Below are 17,756 nucleotides of genomic sequence, written 5' to 3'. Positions count from 1 at the left end.
TATTTGCTGTTTTAGTAGGGTTTGCACTTTTTGTATGGCTCTTTACCCGCTACGTAATTGATTTGGATATGATGGAGGAGCTTATCTTTTCACATCTTCCCAATTGGCTTATTGTAGGTACACTTTTTATCAGCGAATGTTTTACAGGCATACTCCCTCCAGATATGTTTATACTCTGGGCCAAAACCTTTAAGCATCCCTATTTGGTGGTTTTTATTTTGGCATTGAGTTCTTACATCGGTGGAATTGTGTCATGGACTATTGGCACTCGTCTCCATCACCTGAAAAGGGTAAAAAGATGGGTAGATGGAAAGTTTGCAGAGCAGTTTAAAATCTTTAGAAAATACGGAGGTCTTGTTATTTTCATTTCAGCTCTCACTCCCCTGCCTTTTTCACCAATCAGTGTAGTGGCTGGTATGGTTGATTACCCTTTCGGGAAATACCTTCTCGTAGCTTTGAGTCGCTTTTTAAGGTTCTTCCTTTATGCCTATGTTTTTTATCAGGTGCTTTAGTACACTTACATTTGCCAAATGGCAATTACACAAAGACAACTTTTTTTAGATCACCTTGCACAAACCACTGATTTCCCGATGAGCTTGGAAATAGTGCGTGCCGAAGGTTCGTATATGTATGATCCTGATGGAAAATCGTATTTGGATTTAATCTCAGGAATTTCAGTAAGCAGCATTGGTCACCGCCATCCCAGGGTGGTGGAAGCTATCAAAAATCAAGTGGACCAATACATGCACCTGATGGTGTATGGGGAGTATATTCAAACTCCACAAGTAGCGCTTGCACAAAAATTGGCAGAGCTATTAGGCGAAGGCTTAGACTCTACCTATTTTGTAAACTCTGGTTCAGAGGCCAATGAAGGTGCAATGAAATTAGCGAAACGCGCCACAGGACGTGCTGAAATTATCAGCATGAAAAAGGCTTACCACGGTAGCACCCAAGGTGTGCTTTCCATCATTGGTGATGAAGATTTTAAACGTGGATTTCGCCCTTTACTTCCCGGAACGCGCAGTATACAATTTGATTCTGAAGAAGAACTTGAGCGTATCACAAATAAAACCGCAGCCGTAATTGTAGAACCTATTCAGGGTGAAGCCGGGTACAGTCCCCCATCGCAGGAGTACCTTGGTGCTTTGCGCAAAAAGTGCAACGATACTGGAACTTTACTAATTTTTGATGAAGTGCAATGTGGTTTTGGGAGAACAGGGAAAATGTTTGCTCATCAGCATTATGGCATTAAGCCAGACATAATTACCCTTGCCAAAGGAATGGGCGGTGGTATGCCCATCGGTGCATTTATCGCTTCACGCGAGTTGATGGCGCACTTTAAAGACAATCCTATCCTTGGACACATCACCACATTTGGGGGCCACCCTGTTTCTTGTGCAGCCTCTTTGGCTTGTGTAAATGTGATCGTTGACGAAAAACTTGCTGAAGGGGTAAAAGTCAAAGAGCAACTTTTTCGAGAGCTACTGGTTCATAAAAACATTAAAGAAGTACGGGGCAAAGGACTCATGCTAGCCGTGCAACTAGACACTTTTGAAAATGTACAAACGGTAATTGATCATTGCCTTAAAAATGGTGTGATAAGCGATTGGTTCCTATTCTGCGACAATGCAATTCGCTTGAGTCCACCATTAAATATCACCGAAGTAGACATTCGCAAGGCTTGCAAAATTTTGCTTGAAGGAATTGATTTAATATAAGCCAAAGTCCTGTCAGGTTTTGAAAACCCGACAGGTCTCTTAAATACAAAACCCTCGCTCTAAAAGATTTCGAAGCGAGGGTTTTTCAATCATGGATTATTTCAAAACTACTTAAATAACACCTTTTGCAGTGATGTAGTATTTGAATTGCACATTTTAACAAAACATAATCCTTAAGGCAAACTCATCTATTCAACAAAAGATGCCCTTTAAACTCTTCCTTCCCTATTCTCAGCACATAGAAATAAGTTCCATCTGAATGTTCTTCACCTGTCCAGCAATCTTCAGGGTTTGTTGATTCAAATACTCTTTCTCCCCAGCGATTATAGATGCTCAAATCAAAACACTCCGCAAAACCTTCCTTACCCGAAACGTAGAAGCAGTCATTTATTCCATCGCCATTAGGCGTAAAAACATTAGGCACAATAAGCTCATTCAAACCCTGTGTATCTGGTTTTACATTTTTTGCGATTTCATTACTACATCCTGCGTCATTTTCTACGCTTAGACTAACAGTTAAGTCATCACTATTCTCAACTAAAAACACGGGCGATTCGTCATTACTAACTTCTCCATCCGGCAGCTGCCATTCATATTTGGTAGCACCCTGAGATTTATTTACAAACTGAACCTCCAAACCATCACAGGTCATTTGGCTGGTATAATCGAAATCGGCTACTGGCGAATCCACCACTTCTACTTTTACGCTATCAGGCGGTGAGCAGCCAGCGGTATCATTTACATAAATCCAATATGTACCGGGTATAGTATAACTATGCGAAAAACCCGCGCCCTGCTTTTCATTAATTACCTGCACGGTATCCTGGCCATCATCAAAACTCCACTGCCAGCTTACATGGCGTGCCGCTGGTGGGTACACCAGCAATTGCTCGCCCACGCATACAGGGCTATCAAAGTCTTCAAACTTTACTTTTTCGCCTTCTTCTCTTTTTATATAAAAAGAAAGCGAATCCTGGGGAACAGGTTTGCTCTCCACAAGACAATAACCATAGGATGGCATATAATAATAGTTGGGTGTTTTTTTCATGTAGCTGTAGTGATAGCCTACAAAACCCTCACCCGTACTTTCCAGTATATGTGTTTTGTCGCTGATCTCTATTTGGGCATGGCTCCAGCCCGGGCGGGTGGCATAGGCCTGCCAACTACCAGCCGGCAATGGCTGCCCATTTACAGTAAAATCAGCAGTGGAAGCCGTAGGCGTAAACAAAGCCACTACATAGGTCATCCCATAATCGCCACCAAAAGGTTTTAGCACACTGCGCTTGATGAGCTCATTGCTGCCGGCAAGGTTTATGGTAAAAGGAGACAAAAGTGATGAATTAGGGCTATTGGTATCCACTATACCTGGTGCGCTACGGGTAAGCATTACCTGTACTGGTTTATTGGCAGTAATCACCACATCGCCTGCCCAGCAGGTATCCACTTGGTAACTCCTATCCCTTATATCAAGCAACTGCCCATTAATATAAACAGCCGTACTATCCTCCACCGGCATTATGCTATACAGGTTGGGATAATTGTCTTGTATTTGCGCAGCCATAAACAAGGTATCTCCCACATTATCCGGCTTTACCTGCTCAAAGGTTTCTTGCCCCCCCCAAAAAATCACTAACGTTATTTACACAAAACCTACCCCATACCCATGATGGTGTTCCTGCAAAAAGCAAAATGGGCTCATTAAGCCCTATTACATCACTACCGGAAAAGCTCCTTCCCCAATCCAATGGGGCGGGTGGCATACTAGCCTGCGAGAACAAGTAATATACATCACCCTCATCTAAATCCTTATAAAAAAAAGTATCTATAGGGACACCATTGAAAGAAGTTGTATTCAACCGCATACCCAATCTGGTTGAGTCGTCAATAGCATAGGCCCAAAAATGCATTTGTCTCTCCCTTTCATCCGCCAATTTAAAGTTGGGTCCATTAACCATATAATTACTTTGCGAGGCTAAAACAGGACTAATTGCCGTTGCCTCTGATATGACACAATCTCTTGGCCAGGTATGCATCCCTTTTAGGGAATCAAGCAAGCCCACATCCGTAACCTGTACCACCTGTACCGGGTATTTGCTCGTGACTTTTATGCCAGCCTCAAGTACCTGATTTCCCCCCAGAGTAAATCCCGGTAATAGCACTAACATGGAGCTGTCTTTCTCTATGCTGAAATCTAATCGGTATCCTTTGGATGGAACCTCTATACTGCCACAGGTAGTATTGGCAGCCGTTACTTGCACATATCTATCTGTATGTAACGCATTAAGCCCCCCCTAAAAAAGGCAAAGAAAACTCAGTATCCGAAGTAAAGAAAGGCTGGTTTTGCCCACAAGAGGTAAAAGCTATAAGCAATAAAACCCCTATCCTAAGAAAGGATAGGGGTGTGATATGTGAAGCTTTTGAAGTCAATTATTTAAAGAGAGTGGTTTAGATTGAACGCAATACTGCGAAAGTATACTAAATGATTAGTTTTTAAACTTACTCAAACATCACCTTTTGTATAGATGTAGTATTTGAATCTGATATTTTAACAAAGTACATTCCGGCCGGTAAATTTTCTCTTTGTACTTCAAGGTTCCTCTCCGTACCTGTATAGCTTTTAATAAGCTTCCCTTGAACATCTAACAGTTGAACCACACTTTTACCAACAAGCCCGTCTATCGTAAAACTTTCTTTAGCTGGGTTTGGGTAAATATTCACATTGGTATCATAAAATTCACTTACTCCAACACCTGAAGAAGTTGTGTCTTTTAATGCCTCTAATCCTATTACTACAGAAATACTTGTACGCCCATTAAAGTCACAATTATTGTCTGTAAAGCTAAACTTAAAAGTGTGATAAGCATTACTTATACTATCCACCAAATCTGGAGATATAAACCATTTAAAATCTACCACATTATTACCAGAAGACACAAAACCTGTTTGACCTGGCCCAGGTGTTATTTCAGGAATACTGCTATATAATTCCCAGCCACCCCAAGTACTATCCAATGCCGCTCCACTTGCCTCAAAAGTGGTTGTTTGTAAAACAAAGTTAGAATCCAAATCAGTATCAATAGCCTGTATCCTGAACCGAACTGTATCGCCGACAGAAGCCTTTACCCCATAAGCAGATGCTGTTCCTTGATAAACATTTCGATATAGGGCCGTATCAATAGATACAAGAGGAGCTGTATTAACTGAAGAATTGTTAGTTATGACTGGTATCAAATTATCTTTTCTTACCTCGCTCACTTTTACCGGTAAGGTCATTTGCCCATTATCTATTATCTTCCACTGTTCTACCGCCACGGTGTAGCCGTAGTAACCATCCGTTGCATTTTGAACATCTACTTCAATTTCTCCTGTATATGGATTAAATACCATGGGGCCGTTTGCCGGATCATTCGTAGCAGTAGGAAAAGGTGTTAAATAATTGTAGCCAGATGTAAATGTGTAAGGACTACTATTATTCGAAATAGGCGCTACCAGTTTGTAATACAGAGAGTCTCCACTTTGATTTGAAAATGCTTGATTTGTGAGTGTTTGATTATAGGGAGTTATACTTTCAGCATAGGTATCCACAAAATCAGGAGATGACAAATTATGCAATACAGTTTCGGGATACATCATTGCAAAAATGTCGGTTTGAACTGAGGCTCCTACCTGCAGGTTTATAGTACTTGAAGGGCGGCTTTCCTCTAAATAATAAATTTTCCATCCCGATGCCGGAGGAGTACCGCTCACAGTAATTGTATCGCTGTAATAAACCATTGTGGTAAGTGCCCAAACCGAGTTAAATGAATAGCACCACAAACCTGGAGCTAATTCACAAGTGGGGGTATAACCCTTAGATTCTTTTAGAGTTAGCTGTATTACCCCAAAAGGAGTCTGTAAATCTCGAACACTGGCAGGGTATGCTGTTGGTCCTAAACATTTCTGCACTCTTTTTAACTGAAACACAAATTGATTAGGACCTACGTTTTCCCACGAAATCGTTCCGCCTATGGAATGGGACCCAGAGGCAAATGCGCTAAAAAGAATAAATACCGAGGCATAAAAATTTTTCATAATATAGGACTATGGTTGTTTGTGATAACATAATTAAGCATTTCAATGAGATATTTACAAGCAGATTATTTTAAGCCCAACATTGATAAGCAGACGTTAATAAAAGACGTCCTGATCCGATTGCTCGAAGCAGGACGTTAAATAAAGTTCAAAAACTAGTCTTACTCAAACATCACCCTCTGTATCGATGTAGTATTTGAATCTGATATTTTAACAAAATACATTCCTGCAGATAAATCGCCTCTCTCTACGGTTATCGCATTTTCTACAGAGCTTATTTCAGAAACCAACTTTCCGTTTACATCCACAATTTGAATTTCACTTTTTCCTATTAATCCTTCCACGGTAAAATGGTTAGCTACAGGATTTGGATAAATCCTAAAACTTGGAGCCTCATTTTCATTTATGCTTACCACCTGAACATCTGTATTTAATGTAAATGGGAGTAGATAGCTTGAAGGCTGTGTTGGGAATTGCTCAAAGCTCCCTTCATATGACCCCTTTACTGTAATTCCATTATTAAATGGAGTCATCGGATAGCTTAAGTTTTCGAGCATACTAAAAGTGTATGCGGAATCACCACTTATTACCACGGTATAATCTGTATTTGCAGAAAGGCTATAATTCACCGGAATAGTAACCAGCCCATTCATAGGGCGTTGTAGAGTAACATCAGTAGTATAAACCTCCGTTTGATTAGCATCATAAACCTTAAGGTTTAAATTATAACCGCTGGATTTTTTTGCAAACAAATCCATCAAACCAGGAATACTTACCGACTGTAAGTTGGCCGATTGACTCAAGTTGAAAGTCATTCCATGACTTCCCGCAACTGGTAAATTAGTACCATTATAGTTTCCCATACTTGGGTCAGAAACTGAAAAGGAAGAACCGGTATTAATAGTTACTGTATCAGAGAATAAGGTACATGCTCCTACCTCACCCTTTACCCAATAGTTACCATACCCTAAAATGGGCAGAGTATCATGGGGATAGTAAAATGGAACACCATTATAATACCAAATAGTGCTAGTAGAAGGATTAGCATCAGTCAGTTCAATTAAGCCTCCATTTTGGACTAGAGTAAATGCAGCCGGACTTGTTACTTCCACGTACACCGAGTCACTAACACCATTTACCGGATCATTCAAATAATAATAACCCGATGCACTTGGTGATGCCTTTGGGCTAGCCACAGTTGGATCAGACAAGCCTGCAGTTGGCATCCAAGAATAATTACCGCTTTTGGTATATCCTTCAAGCATCACTGAATCTCCCAAACATATTGATAGAGTATCTGCAGAAATTTCGGCAGCTTTCCGCACAACCACCTGAAGGGTTATGTTGGAAACTCCCGGATACGGGCAATGATCGTCTCTAAAACTAAAATTAAAAAAGTGTGAATTGTTGGAAGCACTATAATGAGCTGAAGTTACTGCCCAATTGAAGTTGATATTATTATTTAAACTTTTAACATACCCAACTTGCGGAGCTACAGGGCTAACTAATGCTCCTCCTGAAATTCCAGTAAAACTGTACGAAACATCTAAACTTGAGCCAAAGGCATCAAACGCAATTTGCTGTGGAAGCAATGTAGATTGATTTATATCCGTGTCAGTACTTCCCATGCTAAAGTCCAAAGTATCACCAACAGTTACAATAGCTTTATAAGCGTATGGAGACAATTGTGTCACGGCCTTGTACACTGAGGTATCGATATAGGTAATAGGGCTTGAATTGGTGGCAGAACTTCCACCATATACAACCGAGAAATCACGGTAAACTTTACTAAACAATGTACCGTTTCTCCATTGTTCCACCTCTACAGCAAGCACGTAACTTCCATTTGTCGCCACTTGTATATCATATGTTATCAAACCTGTATTACCATCAATGGAGACTGCTCCGTTCCCAGCATTTGTTAAAGAGCTTGGAAACGGACTTGAACCACTATACCCCGGACTGTAAGAAGCCAAACCGCTTTGAGACGACCTCGCTGGAACTAAATTATAATAAAGAGAATCCTCCATATTATCAGACTCTGCATGCACTATGTAAGTACTGTTATAGTTCGTTAAAACCTGATTTACCGTGCGCGTAAATTTCGGTGAACTAGAGGCTGCGCCTGGGTACATTGTGGATTTTAAAAAATAGGCGGCACTTGTGGGGTTTGTCAAATTAACGATTCCAGCAGGTCTGCAACAATGACTAAAATAAAAATCCCAACCAGCCGCTGGAGGCACTCCTGTGAGCGTTACGGGGGTTGTATTTCTATAGGTGAACATTTCTACCGCACCTTGCCCTGTAGTTGATGTATTGCAAGCAATTTGACCAGAACCTAAACAAACTGGAGAAATATCCAATTGACTTTGCAACGAAACCGTAATAGTATCATTGGGCCCTATTATTGTTTGAATAGAACCCAGACCAGCCGCAGTTCCTCCACATTCTTTGTAAAGTCTTAACTCAAAAATAAACTGACCAGTAGATGTCTTCTCCCAGGTGATTTCCCCACCTAAAACATGGCTTGCAAAAGTACTAGAAGCAAAAAGTGAGAGTGCTAATAGAAGTAGTGATTTTTTCATACAGTATATTTATGTTAGTTGAATTTTTCACAAGACTACTAAAAAAAACGTAGGAAAAACACTTCAAACTATTATAAGGTAATACTCGACAATTTATCGGTATTTGCTCTTAATTGAACACCTTCCCCGGGTTCATAATTCCAGCAGGGTCAAAAGCTTGCTTTATACTCCTTTGCAAATCAAGCACTTTATCAGAAAAAACCACATCGAGATAATCTTTTTGAACATAACCAATTCCATGTTCGCCACTTATGGTTCCCCCAAGGCTTTTTACCAATTCAAATATTTCACGGATGCCTTTGGGCAGTTCATTTTCCCAGGCATCGTCACTCATATCGGCTTTTACAATGTTTACGTGCAAGTTGCCATCACCAGCATGGCCGTAGCACACAGACTTAAAACCATACTTCGCACCAATCTCTTTTACACCTTTTAGTAGTTTGGGCAATTCAGCTCTTGGCACCACGGTATCCTCTTCTTTATATACAGAATTTGACTTTACGGCCTCTCCTACTCTTCGCCTCAATTTCCATAAGGCATCTTTATCATTTTGGTTATCAGCAAATAGCACTTCTCCTGCATCAAAATCTGCTACTATTTCTGTTATTTTTTCGCAGTCTTTAAAAAGCACTTCTTCATGATCTCCGTCTACCTCTATTAATAAATGCGCCTGCACTTCTTCGCCAATGAGAAGCTGAACATCTTCCACATATTTTAGAGTCCAATCGATAGCATCGCGCTCCATAAACTCCATGCCGCTTGGCGTGATTCCTGCTCTAAAAATTGCAGATACAGCTTCACATGCTTTTTCCGCGGAAGCGAAAGGAACCAACATCAACAAGTTTTGCTTTGGGTAAGGAATTAGTCGAAACACCGCTTTAGTGATTACACCAAGTGTTCCTTCACTTCCCACCATAAGTTGTGTAAGGTTAAAACCTGTACTGTTCTTTAAAACATTGGCTCCGGTCCAAATTATTTCTCCCGTGGGCAGAGCTACTTCAAGATTTAGAACATAAGCATTGGTCACTCCATATTTTACCGCTTTGGGGCCACCAGCATTTAGGGCAAGGTTGCCACCTAAAAAACAACTTCCCCAGCTACTTGGGTCAGGTGGGTAAAAAAGGCCTTTCTCTTTACATGCTTCATGAAACACTTGATTGATAACCCCTGGCTCTACGGTAGCTTGAAGATTTCGCTCATCTATTTCAATAATTTTATTCATTCGCTCCAGCGAAAGGTTTACACCTCCAAATAGAGGAAGTGCTCCACCGCTCAACCCCGTTCTTGCACCAGAGGGGGTAACCGGAATTTTATGCTCTGTACAAATCTTGAGAATAGTCGCCACCTCATCCGCTGAAGCCGGCTTTACCACAAGCTCTGGCAAAAAGCTAAAATCCTCAGTTTCATCATGTGAGTATTTCTCAAGGTCTTCATTTGAGGTGTAGACATTATCTTTGCCCACTACCCTTTCAATTTTGCTACTCAGCTCCGGAGTGATACTATTGTAGTGCATCTCTTGTAAATATTCTATTTTCGTCAATCTTTTATTAAAAATCCAAATATGATAAGGACTACATTTTCTGTACTAATGCTTGTTGGAATGTGCTTTCAAGCTTCCGCCCAAGGTAAAAAAGTTACCCTTGAAGATGTGTGGAAACGCTATGAATTTGCAGCACGCAGTACCTCAGCTTTAAATTCAATGAATGACGGACTACACTATACCGCCATCACCAAAACAGACAATGGCCCAACACTTGAAAAATTCAGCTACAAAACCGGTGAATCGGTAGGCCTTATTATTTCGGCAAATGTAATTGAAGAGCAAACCGGAAAGCGTGTAAATTTTGTGGATTATGAGTTTAGCCCAAATGAAGACAAAGTTCTTTTGGCTACAGACCAGGAGTCGATTTATCGCCACTCCAGCAAAAGCCGTTACTACGTTTATGACCTTAAAAATGGCAAGCTAGATTCACTGGCAACTGAAGGAAAACAACAATTGGCCACTTTTTCACCTACGAGAAATCAAGTAGCTTTTGTAAAAGATAATCGTCTGCACATTCAGGATTTTGATAGCGGCAGTCGTGAGCTTATTTCTTTTGGAAAAGGAGAAGATGACGCCTTTATTGCTGGTGCCGTTGACTGGGTTTACGAAGAAGAATTTAGCTTTCACAAAGGTTTTGAGTGGTCTCCTGACGGAGATTACATAGCCTATTATCAGACTGACGAAAGGGAAGTTCCACAGTTTACCATGGACATCTATGGTAAAGGTCTTTATCCATCAGAAGATGAATTTAAATACCCAAAAGCAGGTGAACCAAATAGTGATGTAAGCATTCACCTTTTTGATGTAAAAAAGAAGGCTGACACTAAGGTAGAATTGACAAATGATTACGAATACATTCCACGTATAAAGTGGACTACAGAAGATGATGAGCTGGTAATTTACAGCATGAATCGTTTGCAAAATCAGCTTACCCTTTGGAAAGTAGATGCTAAAAGTGCTGGTGCAAATGTGCTTTATCAGGAAAATGCTCCTGCTTACCTTGAGATTAACGACAACCTTAGATTTTTGAAAGACGGCAGTTTTATTTGGACCAGCGAGCGTGATGGCTTTATGCATATTTACCATATGGGTAAGGATGGTTCTATTAAAAAGCAAATCACCAAAGGAAATTGGGACGTAACCGAGTTTTACGGATTTGATGAAGATGGCAAAACTTTTTACTATCAAGCTGCTGAAGAATCGCCAATGGAGCGAGCAGTTTACAGCATCAAATTAAACGGAAGTGGAAAGAAAAAGCTTTCTACACAAAAGGGCTGGAACGATGCTGAATTTAGCAATGGCTTCAAATTTTACATCAACACCTATTCTAGTAAGGATGTGCCAACGCTGGAAACTTTGCACAATAGTAAAGGTGAAGTACTAAGAACCATCACTGACAATGCTGCGCTTAAAACCAAACTGCGCTCATATGACATCGCTCAAAAGAATTTCTTCAAGTTTGAAAATGAAGAAGGAACCGAACTTAACGGCTGGATGATAAAGCCTCAAAACTTTGAAGAAGGCAAAAAGTATCCTGTACTTATGTTTGTGTACGGTGGCCCTGGATCACAAACTGTGAAAAATCAATATGATGGTTTCAACCACTTTTATTACCAAAGCTTAGCCAACCAAGGTTACATTATAGTATCCGTAGACAATAGAGGTACTGGCGCTCGTGGTCGCGATTTCCGCACCGTTACGTACAAGCAATTGGGGAAATATGAAATCGAAGATCAAATTTCGGCAGCCAAATATTTAGGCGGACTTCCTTATGTAGACAAAGGCCGTATCGGGATTTGGGGATGGAGCTATGGTGGCTACATGAGCAGCTTGGGCCTTACCAAGGGTGCCGAAGTATTTACAATGGCCATTGCCGTGGCTCCTGTTACCAACTGGAGATTTTATGACAGCATCTATACTGAGCGCTACATGGATACCCCACAAAACAACGGTAACGGATACGATGACAATTCGCCCATCAACCACGTAGAAAAAATGCGCGGAAAATATCTTTTGGTACACGGATCAGCCGATGATAATGTGCACGTGCAAAACACCATGCGTATGGTTAGTGCACTGGTAGCAGCCGATAAGCAATTTGACCTTTTCATTTACCCAGACAAGAATCACGGAATATATGGTGGCAACACGCGCTTCCACCTTTACAAAATGATGAATGATTTCATTTTGGAAAACCTATAGTGCGGGAATTTTGATATTTTGGCGCGCTCGTTTGGACGAACAAAAACAACAAATACACTTTTAAAATATACTTATGGCAAACGCTATAGCAGCATCTAAGCAGGAACTTTGGGGACACCCTAAAGGATTATACGTTCTCTTTTTAACAGAGATGTGGGAGCGCTTTTCATACTACGGTATGCGCGCAATCCTTGTAATTTATATGATTGCCACCGCTACTGACCCCAACGGCCCAGGCCTTGGTTGGACAGACTTGCAGGCGTACCAATTGTATGGATGGTATGTAATGTTGGTGTACGTGGTTTCCATTCCCGGAGGTATACTCGCGGATAAGCTGCTAGGGCAAAAGAAAACTGTCCTCTTTGGTGCCATCACGCTGGTGCTGGGTCATGGTACTCTAGCCATTGAACAAGACTGGGCGTTCTTTGCTGGTCTGGGTCTTATTATTTTAGGAGTAGGTATGCTTAAGCCCAATATCTCAACTATGGTGGGTGGTCTTTATAAAAAAGGCGACATCCGTAGAGATAAAGGATTTAGCATTTTCTATATCGGTATTAACCTTGGGTCACTTTTGGCGACAACCCTTGTAGGATTGGTAGTAGCTGAATGGGGATGGCATGCAGGTTTTGGTATGGCCGGAGTTGCTATGCTTCTTGGACTGCTCGTGTATATTGGTGGTCAAAAATATCTGGAAGGAGTAGGTAACAAGCCTACTGAAGAAAGTAAGGCTGACGATGTTTCTATTCCTGAACTGTTTGGAAAACTTCTAAAATCACCATTGCATTTAGGCATTGTGGTTGTCCTATTGGCTTTGTCCATTTATGCTGGTTTCACCTTTGAAGGTGTTGATCATTGGGGTTACGGAGCTCTATTTATCTTCCTTTCACTTGTGGTAGGTATGATGATGATGATTTACAAAGAGCTAAAAACCAAAGTGGATAAAGACCGCTTTATTGTACTTCTACTTTCTTTCCTTATCGTAATTGTATTCTGGGGAGCGTTTGAGCAAGCCGGTGGTTTGATGTCTGTTTACACAGAAACAAAAACTGATAGAATGCTATTTGGCTGGGAAGTTCCTACTCCTATGTTCCAAGGGTTGAACGCGGGTTTTATCACACTATTTGCTGTATCTGTTGCAAGCTTTTGGGCACGCAGAAAAATGAAAGGCAAGGAAGCTTCTTCAATTTTTAAAATGGCCGTTGGTACCATTATCATGGGATTAGGTTTTGTATGGATGGTAGCGGCAGTAAAAGATTACGAAGCAGGTGGCAGCTCTAGCATGATTTGGTTGGTGCTAGCTTATTTCTTCCACACTATTGGTGAATTGAGTTCATCTCCGGTTTCTCTATCCTTTATTACCAAACTGGCTCCAGCAAAATTCGCATCACTTATGATGGGTCTCTACTTTGCTGCAACAGGTTTGGGAGGAAAAGTAGCGGGTATACTTGGTGAAAACTCTGCCGAATATGGCGAGTACACCATATTCGCAGGAATCACCATTTTCACCGTTCTATTTGGTCTTTTGGTAATTGCTTTACTTAAACCTCTAAAGCGCCTTACACATGGTGCAGAGGAAGAAGAGAAAGACATGAGCCGAGACGAAGCCGAAGTGGTAATGCACGAGAACTAAAAACTCTTTCTTTACAAAATTGGAAAGCCCTGCCATTTGGTGGGGCTTATTTTTTTTTAATACCTACTTACCCACTACAAAACCCATAATTAAAAGTGTGGTAAGCACCACACCTGTCGCTGCACTTCCCAACGCCACCCCTCCTCCTATGGCAAAATTCCATGGAGATTGTTTCACAAAATCAATATCCCTAACGTCATGATACAGGACGAATTTCACTTGTGATGCACCCAACTTTGTATAGCCATCCAGAAAGAAATGAATCTGATTTGTAGCTGGGCCAGATTCTCCTCCAAATGGACGTTTGATATTTTCCCCAGGATAATCAACCGCATCTTTGAAATATTCTAACGGTAAACCGGCAAAGGGTTTTATACTACCCGAAAGTTCTGAATTGTGGTAGGTTACATCAAATAGCTCTACAGTGTCATTATCATAATGTAGAACAAGACAATACCGTGCATCAACCTGTCTCCATTCTTCTGTATCAAAGCTTTGATACTCCCATCGCTCCAAGCCTAAATCTGGTCGATATTGATAGTATTTACATCCCACAGACATCCATAGAAAAAGGGGGACAACAAACCATTTGATAAAAATGCGCTTCATAGCTTTTAGTTTTTCCTTGTTGTAGAATACATAAATACACGTTTTCTCTATTCAAAGGTTGGGTCAGTTTGAGTGGCTTAATTTTTCGTTTTTTCACAAGTGTCATCTACCCTACTTTGGCACTCTTATAATCCTCTTATATTTGGAACAGCTTTTGAATAAAAGCAGAACTAAAATATTTTGACATGAAAAACCTATTTCTACTTTTTGCTCTAGTCGCTTCTACTTTCACTTTTGCTCAGGAGAGCATAAATTGGATGAGCATAGAAGAAGCCGAAGCTGCCGCCAAAGAAAACCCAAAGAAGATTGTGATTGACGTATACACTGACTGGTGTGGCTGGTGCAAAAAGATGGATAAGGATACCTTCAAAAATGAAAAGATTGCCGAGTATGTAAACGAAAACTTCTACGCTGTAAAGTTTAATGCCGAGCAAAAAGACTCCATCGTTTTTCAAGGTCACACTTTCAAGTTTGTAGCTCAAGGCAAAAGAGGCTACCACGAATTGGCTGCAGCTCTTCTAAATGGAAAAATGTCTTACCCGCACATGGTATACCTTGATGAAGAATTAAAAATGATTCAGCCCATCCCTGGCTATATGGCTCCTGCCCAGTTTGAAGAAGTTATCAAGTTTATCGGCAGTGATAGCTACAAGAAAACTCCTTTTGACGATTATAAGAAGACTTTCGTTTCGGAGCTTTAGATTTCCATTTTCGACCTCAATGTCAGTCTGAGTTTCGTTTTCTGCGACAGCAGGAAAATGAAGTATCGAAGACTGGATTCGTTACTCCCCCTTCGATAAAACCTCCCTTTGGTCGGTCACTCAGGGTGACACTGCATTTCATTAGCTAATATTCGAATTTTCAAATCCGTTAATCCCAATCTAATTTTACCTTTGCCAGCTAAAATTGCGGATACATGAAAATTTCCTACAACTGGCTTAAGGAATATATCAATATAAATCTTGAACCGGCAGCTGTTGCCGAAATTCTTACCGACACCGGACTTGAGGTGGAAGGTGTAGATGAAATTGAAACCATAAAAGGTGGACTAAAAGGCGTGGTGATTGGCGAAGTGCTTACTTGCGAACAACACCCCAATGCTGACCGTCTTCGCAAGACTACAGTAAATGTAGGTGGAGAAACTCCATTAGAAATTGTGTGTGGTGCGCCAAATGTGGCAGCTGGCCAAAAGGTAGTTGTGGCTACCGTAGGTACCATCATTTACACCGAAGAAGGTGATTTCACAATTAAGAAAAGTAAAATCCGCGGTGAAGTTTCAGAAGGAATGATTTGCGCTGAGGATGAGCTCGGAATGGGGCAATCTCACGATGGCATTATGGTTCTTCCCGCTGAAGCGAAAGTTGGAACTCCAGCTGCTGAGTATTTCAAAATTGAAAGTGATTTTGTTTTCGAAATTGGCCTTACGCCAAACCGTACCGATGCCATGTGTCATTTTGGAGTAGCTCGCGATTTACGCGCTGCTCTTATCCGCCAAGGAAAAGAAGGTGTAGAATCTGCTTTACCAACTGTTTCTTCATTTAGCGTTTCCGCAAAAGATTTACCCTTTACCATAAAAGTAGAAGACACCGATGCTTGCCCTCGCTATGCTGGTGTTTCGCTTAAAAATATAAAAGTTGGCCCATCACCTGACTGGTTACAAAATCGCCTTCGTGCGATTGGCATTGGCCCTATCAACAATGTGGTGGATATTACCAACTATGTACTTCACGAAACAGGGCACCCGCTTCATGCTTTTGATGCCAAGGAAATTGCTGGCAACACCATCGTTGTAAAGCATCTTCCGGCAGGGTCCAAGTTTACCACTTTGGACGACAAAGAGCGCGAACTTGATGCTAACGACTTAATGATTTGTGACACCGAAAAACCTGTAGCCATCGCTGGTGTAATGGGCGGTTTGCATTCAGGCGTAAGCGAAAAAACTACTGAGGTGTTTATTGAAGCAGCTTATTTCAATTCTGTTTCGGTTCGTAAAACGGCCAAGAGACACGCTTTGAATACCGATGCTTCATTTAGATATGAGCGTGGCGTAGATCCTGAAATGACAATTTACGCGCTAAAGCGTGCGGCTATTATGATGCGCGACATTTGTGGTGGTGAAATTTCGATGGACATCAAAGATGAATATCCAACTGAAATTGAGCACACCGAAATTGAGGTGAATCTAGATCGCATCAATACTTTGATAGGTCAGGAAATAGAACCGCATATGGTTCGTAAAATCCTTAATGCACTTGACATTCAAATAAAGTCGGATAATGGCAATGATACACTTTTGCTTTCCGTGCCTCCATACCGTGCAGATGTAACTCGCGAAGCTGATATTGTAGAAGAAATACTTCGCATTTATGGTTTTAACGCCATTGATATCGGGCACAAAATGCACATTTCTGTAGCGCAAACGGATCAAAAAAGTGAGGCGCGTTACCGCGAAAAAGTTAGCTCGGCACTCAGTGCCCGTGGTTTTAATGAAATCATGAACAACTCTTTAACCAAGAGTTCATACTACGCAGGCAATGGCTTTAAAGAAGAAGAATCTGTAGCTATGCTAAATCCGCTTAGTCAGGATTTAGGCGTGATGCGTCAGACTTTAATTTTTGGAGCTTTAGAAACTGTGTCTCGCAATGCTAACCGCCAGCGCCCCAACCTTAGCTTGTACGAGTTTGGAAAGGTGTACCAAAATATTGATGGCAAATACAGCGAGCAACAACGCTTAGCTATTACTAAAACCGGAAATCAGCAGGCAGAAGTGTGGAAAGCACCAGCCGGAAAAACTGATTTCTATTACTTAAAAGCAGAAGTAGAATTTATCCTTACTTCTCTTGGTTTCAGCAACTGGTCGGAGCAAGAAGTAGAAAACCCGATGTATGATTTTGCCTTGGGTATTTTCATCAATAAGCAGGAGGTGATCACTTTGGGTAAAGTAAATTCGGCTGTAGCCAAAAAAGCAGAGGTAAAACAAGACGTTTTTGTAGCTGATTTCAACTGGGAATATTTAGCCAAAAAAGCAAAGAAAAACACCATCATGTTCCAAGAGCTTCCAAAGTATCCGGAGGTTCGCAGAGATTTAGCTTTGCTTTTGGATAAAGGTGTAAACTACACAGACTTGAAGCAGACCGCAGAACGTAGCGAAAAGAAGATTCTCCGTAAGGTAAACTTGTTTGATGTGTACGAAGGCAAAAATCTGCCAGAAGGCAAAAAGTCATACGCCATGAGTTTTGTGATGCGCGATGATGAAAAAACCCTGAACGACAAACAAGTTGATAAAGTGATGGAAAAAATTCTTGGTAGCTTTAAGCACCAATATGGTGCAGAGCTTAGATAGAATTATTTTACACACATAAGTTATTTTGAATCCAGACTTAGGTTAAAAACTGAGT

General features: G+C 41.0%; 12 protein-coding genes. 6 read left to right on the top strand and 6 right to left on the bottom strand.

Features of this window, described 5'->3' with window-relative positions; all coding sequences use genetic code 11:
* The first annotated feature begins 68 nt into the window (after nt 1–68).
* Together OWEHO_RS14920 and OWEHO_RS14915 are read left to right on the top strand one after the other, a co-directional pair.
* Entirely contained in the window at nt 69–512 is a 444-nt protein-coding gene (locus OWEHO_RS14920) for a YqaA family protein (protein ID WP_014203323.1), read from the top strand.
* Nucleotides 513–530: 18 nt separating this feature from the next.
* Nucleotides 531–1,718 carry an aspartate aminotransferase family protein gene (locus OWEHO_RS14915; RefSeq protein ID WP_014203322.1) on the top strand — a complete coding sequence of 396 codons (1,188 nt, stop codon included), beginning with the start codon at nt 531–533 and terminating at the stop codon, nt 1,716–1,718.
* A 184-nt stretch (nt 1,719–1,902) separates the two neighbouring features.
* Here the strand turns inward: OWEHO_RS14915 and OWEHO_RS14910 are convergent, their stop codons facing one another.
* The 5 genes from OWEHO_RS14910 to OWEHO_RS14890 all read right to left on the bottom strand — a co-directional run bounded on the left by OWEHO_RS14910 (nt 1,903) and on the right by OWEHO_RS14890 (nt 9,887).
* Nucleotides 1,903–3,348, bottom strand: a complete 1,446-nt coding sequence (locus tag OWEHO_RS14910) for a T9SS type B sorting domain-containing protein (RefSeq protein WP_014203321.1) — start codon at nt 3,346–3,348, stop codon at nt 1,903–1,905.
* On the bottom strand, nt 3,317–3,976 hold the full coding sequence (locus tag OWEHO_RS14905) for a hypothetical protein (RefSeq protein ID WP_041627661.1): 660 nt from the start codon (nt 3,974–3,976) through the stop codon (nt 3,317–3,319). Before OWEHO_RS14905 ends, OWEHO_RS14910 begins: the two co-directional genes overlap by 32 nt.
* A gap of 238 nt (nt 3,977–4,214) precedes the next feature.
* Entirely contained in the window at nt 4,215–5,789 is a 1,575-nt protein-coding gene (locus OWEHO_RS14900; RefSeq protein WP_014203319.1) for a T9SS type A sorting domain-containing protein, read from the bottom strand.
* 161 nt (nt 5,790–5,950) lie between these two features.
* Nucleotides 5,951–8,374, bottom strand: coding sequence for a T9SS type A sorting domain-containing protein (locus OWEHO_RS14895; protein WP_014203318.1), 2,424 nt, complete (start codon nt 8,372–8,374; stop codon nt 5,951–5,953).
* Nucleotides 8,375–8,483: 109 nt separating this feature from the next.
* Nucleotides 8,484–9,887 carry an FAD-binding oxidoreductase gene (locus OWEHO_RS14890; protein ID WP_014203317.1) on the bottom strand — a complete coding sequence of 468 codons (1,404 nt, stop codon included), beginning with the start codon at nt 9,885–9,887 and terminating at the stop codon, nt 8,484–8,486.
* 48 nt (nt 9,888–9,935) lie between these two features.
* Between OWEHO_RS14890 and OWEHO_RS14885 the strand changes: the two genes are divergently transcribed.
* Both OWEHO_RS14885 and OWEHO_RS14880 read left to right on the top strand, forming a co-directional pair.
* A complete protein-coding gene (locus OWEHO_RS14885) occupies nt 9,936–12,119 on the top strand; it encodes a S9 family peptidase (protein WP_014203316.1) in 2,184 nt (727 codons plus the stop codon).
* Between the two features lie 73 nt (nt 12,120–12,192).
* A complete protein-coding gene (locus tag OWEHO_RS14880; RefSeq protein WP_014203315.1) occupies nt 12,193–13,749 on the top strand; it encodes a peptide MFS transporter in 1,557 nt (518 codons plus the stop codon).
* A 63-nt stretch (nt 13,750–13,812) separates the two neighbouring features.
* Here OWEHO_RS14880 and OWEHO_RS14875 read toward each other — a convergent pair whose 3' ends face one another.
* Nucleotides 13,813–14,358, bottom strand: coding sequence for a hypothetical protein (locus tag OWEHO_RS14875; protein ID WP_014203314.1), 546 nt, complete (start codon nt 14,356–14,358; stop codon nt 13,813–13,815).
* A gap of 185 nt (nt 14,359–14,543) precedes the next feature.
* Here OWEHO_RS14875 and OWEHO_RS14870 point away from each other — a divergent pair, with 185 nt between their 5' ends.
* Together OWEHO_RS14870 and pheT are read left to right on the top strand one after the other, a co-directional pair.
* Entirely contained in the window at nt 14,544–15,059 is a 516-nt protein-coding gene (locus OWEHO_RS14870; protein ID WP_014203313.1) for a thioredoxin family protein, read from the top strand.
* Between the two features lie 215 nt (nt 15,060–15,274).
* A complete protein-coding gene (gene pheT / locus OWEHO_RS14865; RefSeq protein ID WP_014203312.1) occupies nt 15,275–17,701 on the top strand; it encodes a phenylalanine--tRNA ligase subunit beta in 2,427 nt (808 codons plus the stop codon).
* Nucleotides 17,702–17,756: the final 55 nt, after the last annotated feature.

This window comes from Owenweeksia hongkongensis DSM 17368, assembly GCF_000236705.1.
GTDB classification, from domain to species: domain Bacteria; phylum Bacteroidota; class Bacteroidia; order Flavobacteriales; family Schleiferiaceae; genus Owenweeksia; species Owenweeksia hongkongensis.
This window is presented reverse-complemented; position numbering and strand designations above follow the sequence as displayed.

Bases quoted from the DNA above. Each gene is read 5' to 3' on its own strand.
- OWEHO_RS14885 (WP_014203316.1), top strand. From the start codon at position 9,936: ATGATAAGGACTACATTTTCTGTACTAATGCTTGTTGGAATGTGCTTT.
- OWEHO_RS14875 (WP_014203314.1), bottom strand. From the start codon at position 14,358: ATGAAGCGCATTTTTATCAAATGGTTTGTTGTCCCCCTTTTTCTATGG.
- OWEHO_RS14895 (WP_014203318.1), bottom strand. From the start codon at position 8,374: ATGAAAAAATCACTACTTCTATTAGCACTCTCACTTTTTGCTTCTAGT.
- OWEHO_RS14915 (WP_014203322.1), top strand. From the start codon at position 531: ATGGCAATTACACAAAGACAACTTTTTTTAGATCACCTTGCACAAACC.
- OWEHO_RS14880 (WP_014203315.1), top strand. From the start codon at position 12,193: ATGGCAAACGCTATAGCAGCATCTAAGCAGGAACTTTGGGGACACCCT.
- OWEHO_RS14870 (WP_014203313.1), top strand. From the start codon at position 14,544: ATGAAAAACCTATTTCTACTTTTTGCTCTAGTCGCTTCTACTTTCACT.
- OWEHO_RS14920 (WP_014203323.1), top strand. From the start codon at position 69: ATGATGGAGGAGCTTATCTTTTCACATCTTCCCAATTGGCTTATTGTA.
- OWEHO_RS14890 (WP_014203317.1), bottom strand. From the start codon at position 9,887: ATGCACTACAATAGTATCACTCCGGAGCTGAGTAGCAAAATTGAAAGG.
- pheT (WP_014203312.1), top strand. From the start codon at position 15,275: ATGAAAATTTCCTACAACTGGCTTAAGGAATATATCAATATAAATCTT.
- OWEHO_RS14900 (WP_014203319.1), bottom strand. From the start codon at position 5,789: ATGAAAAATTTTTATGCCTCGGTATTTATTCTTTTTAGCGCATTTGCC.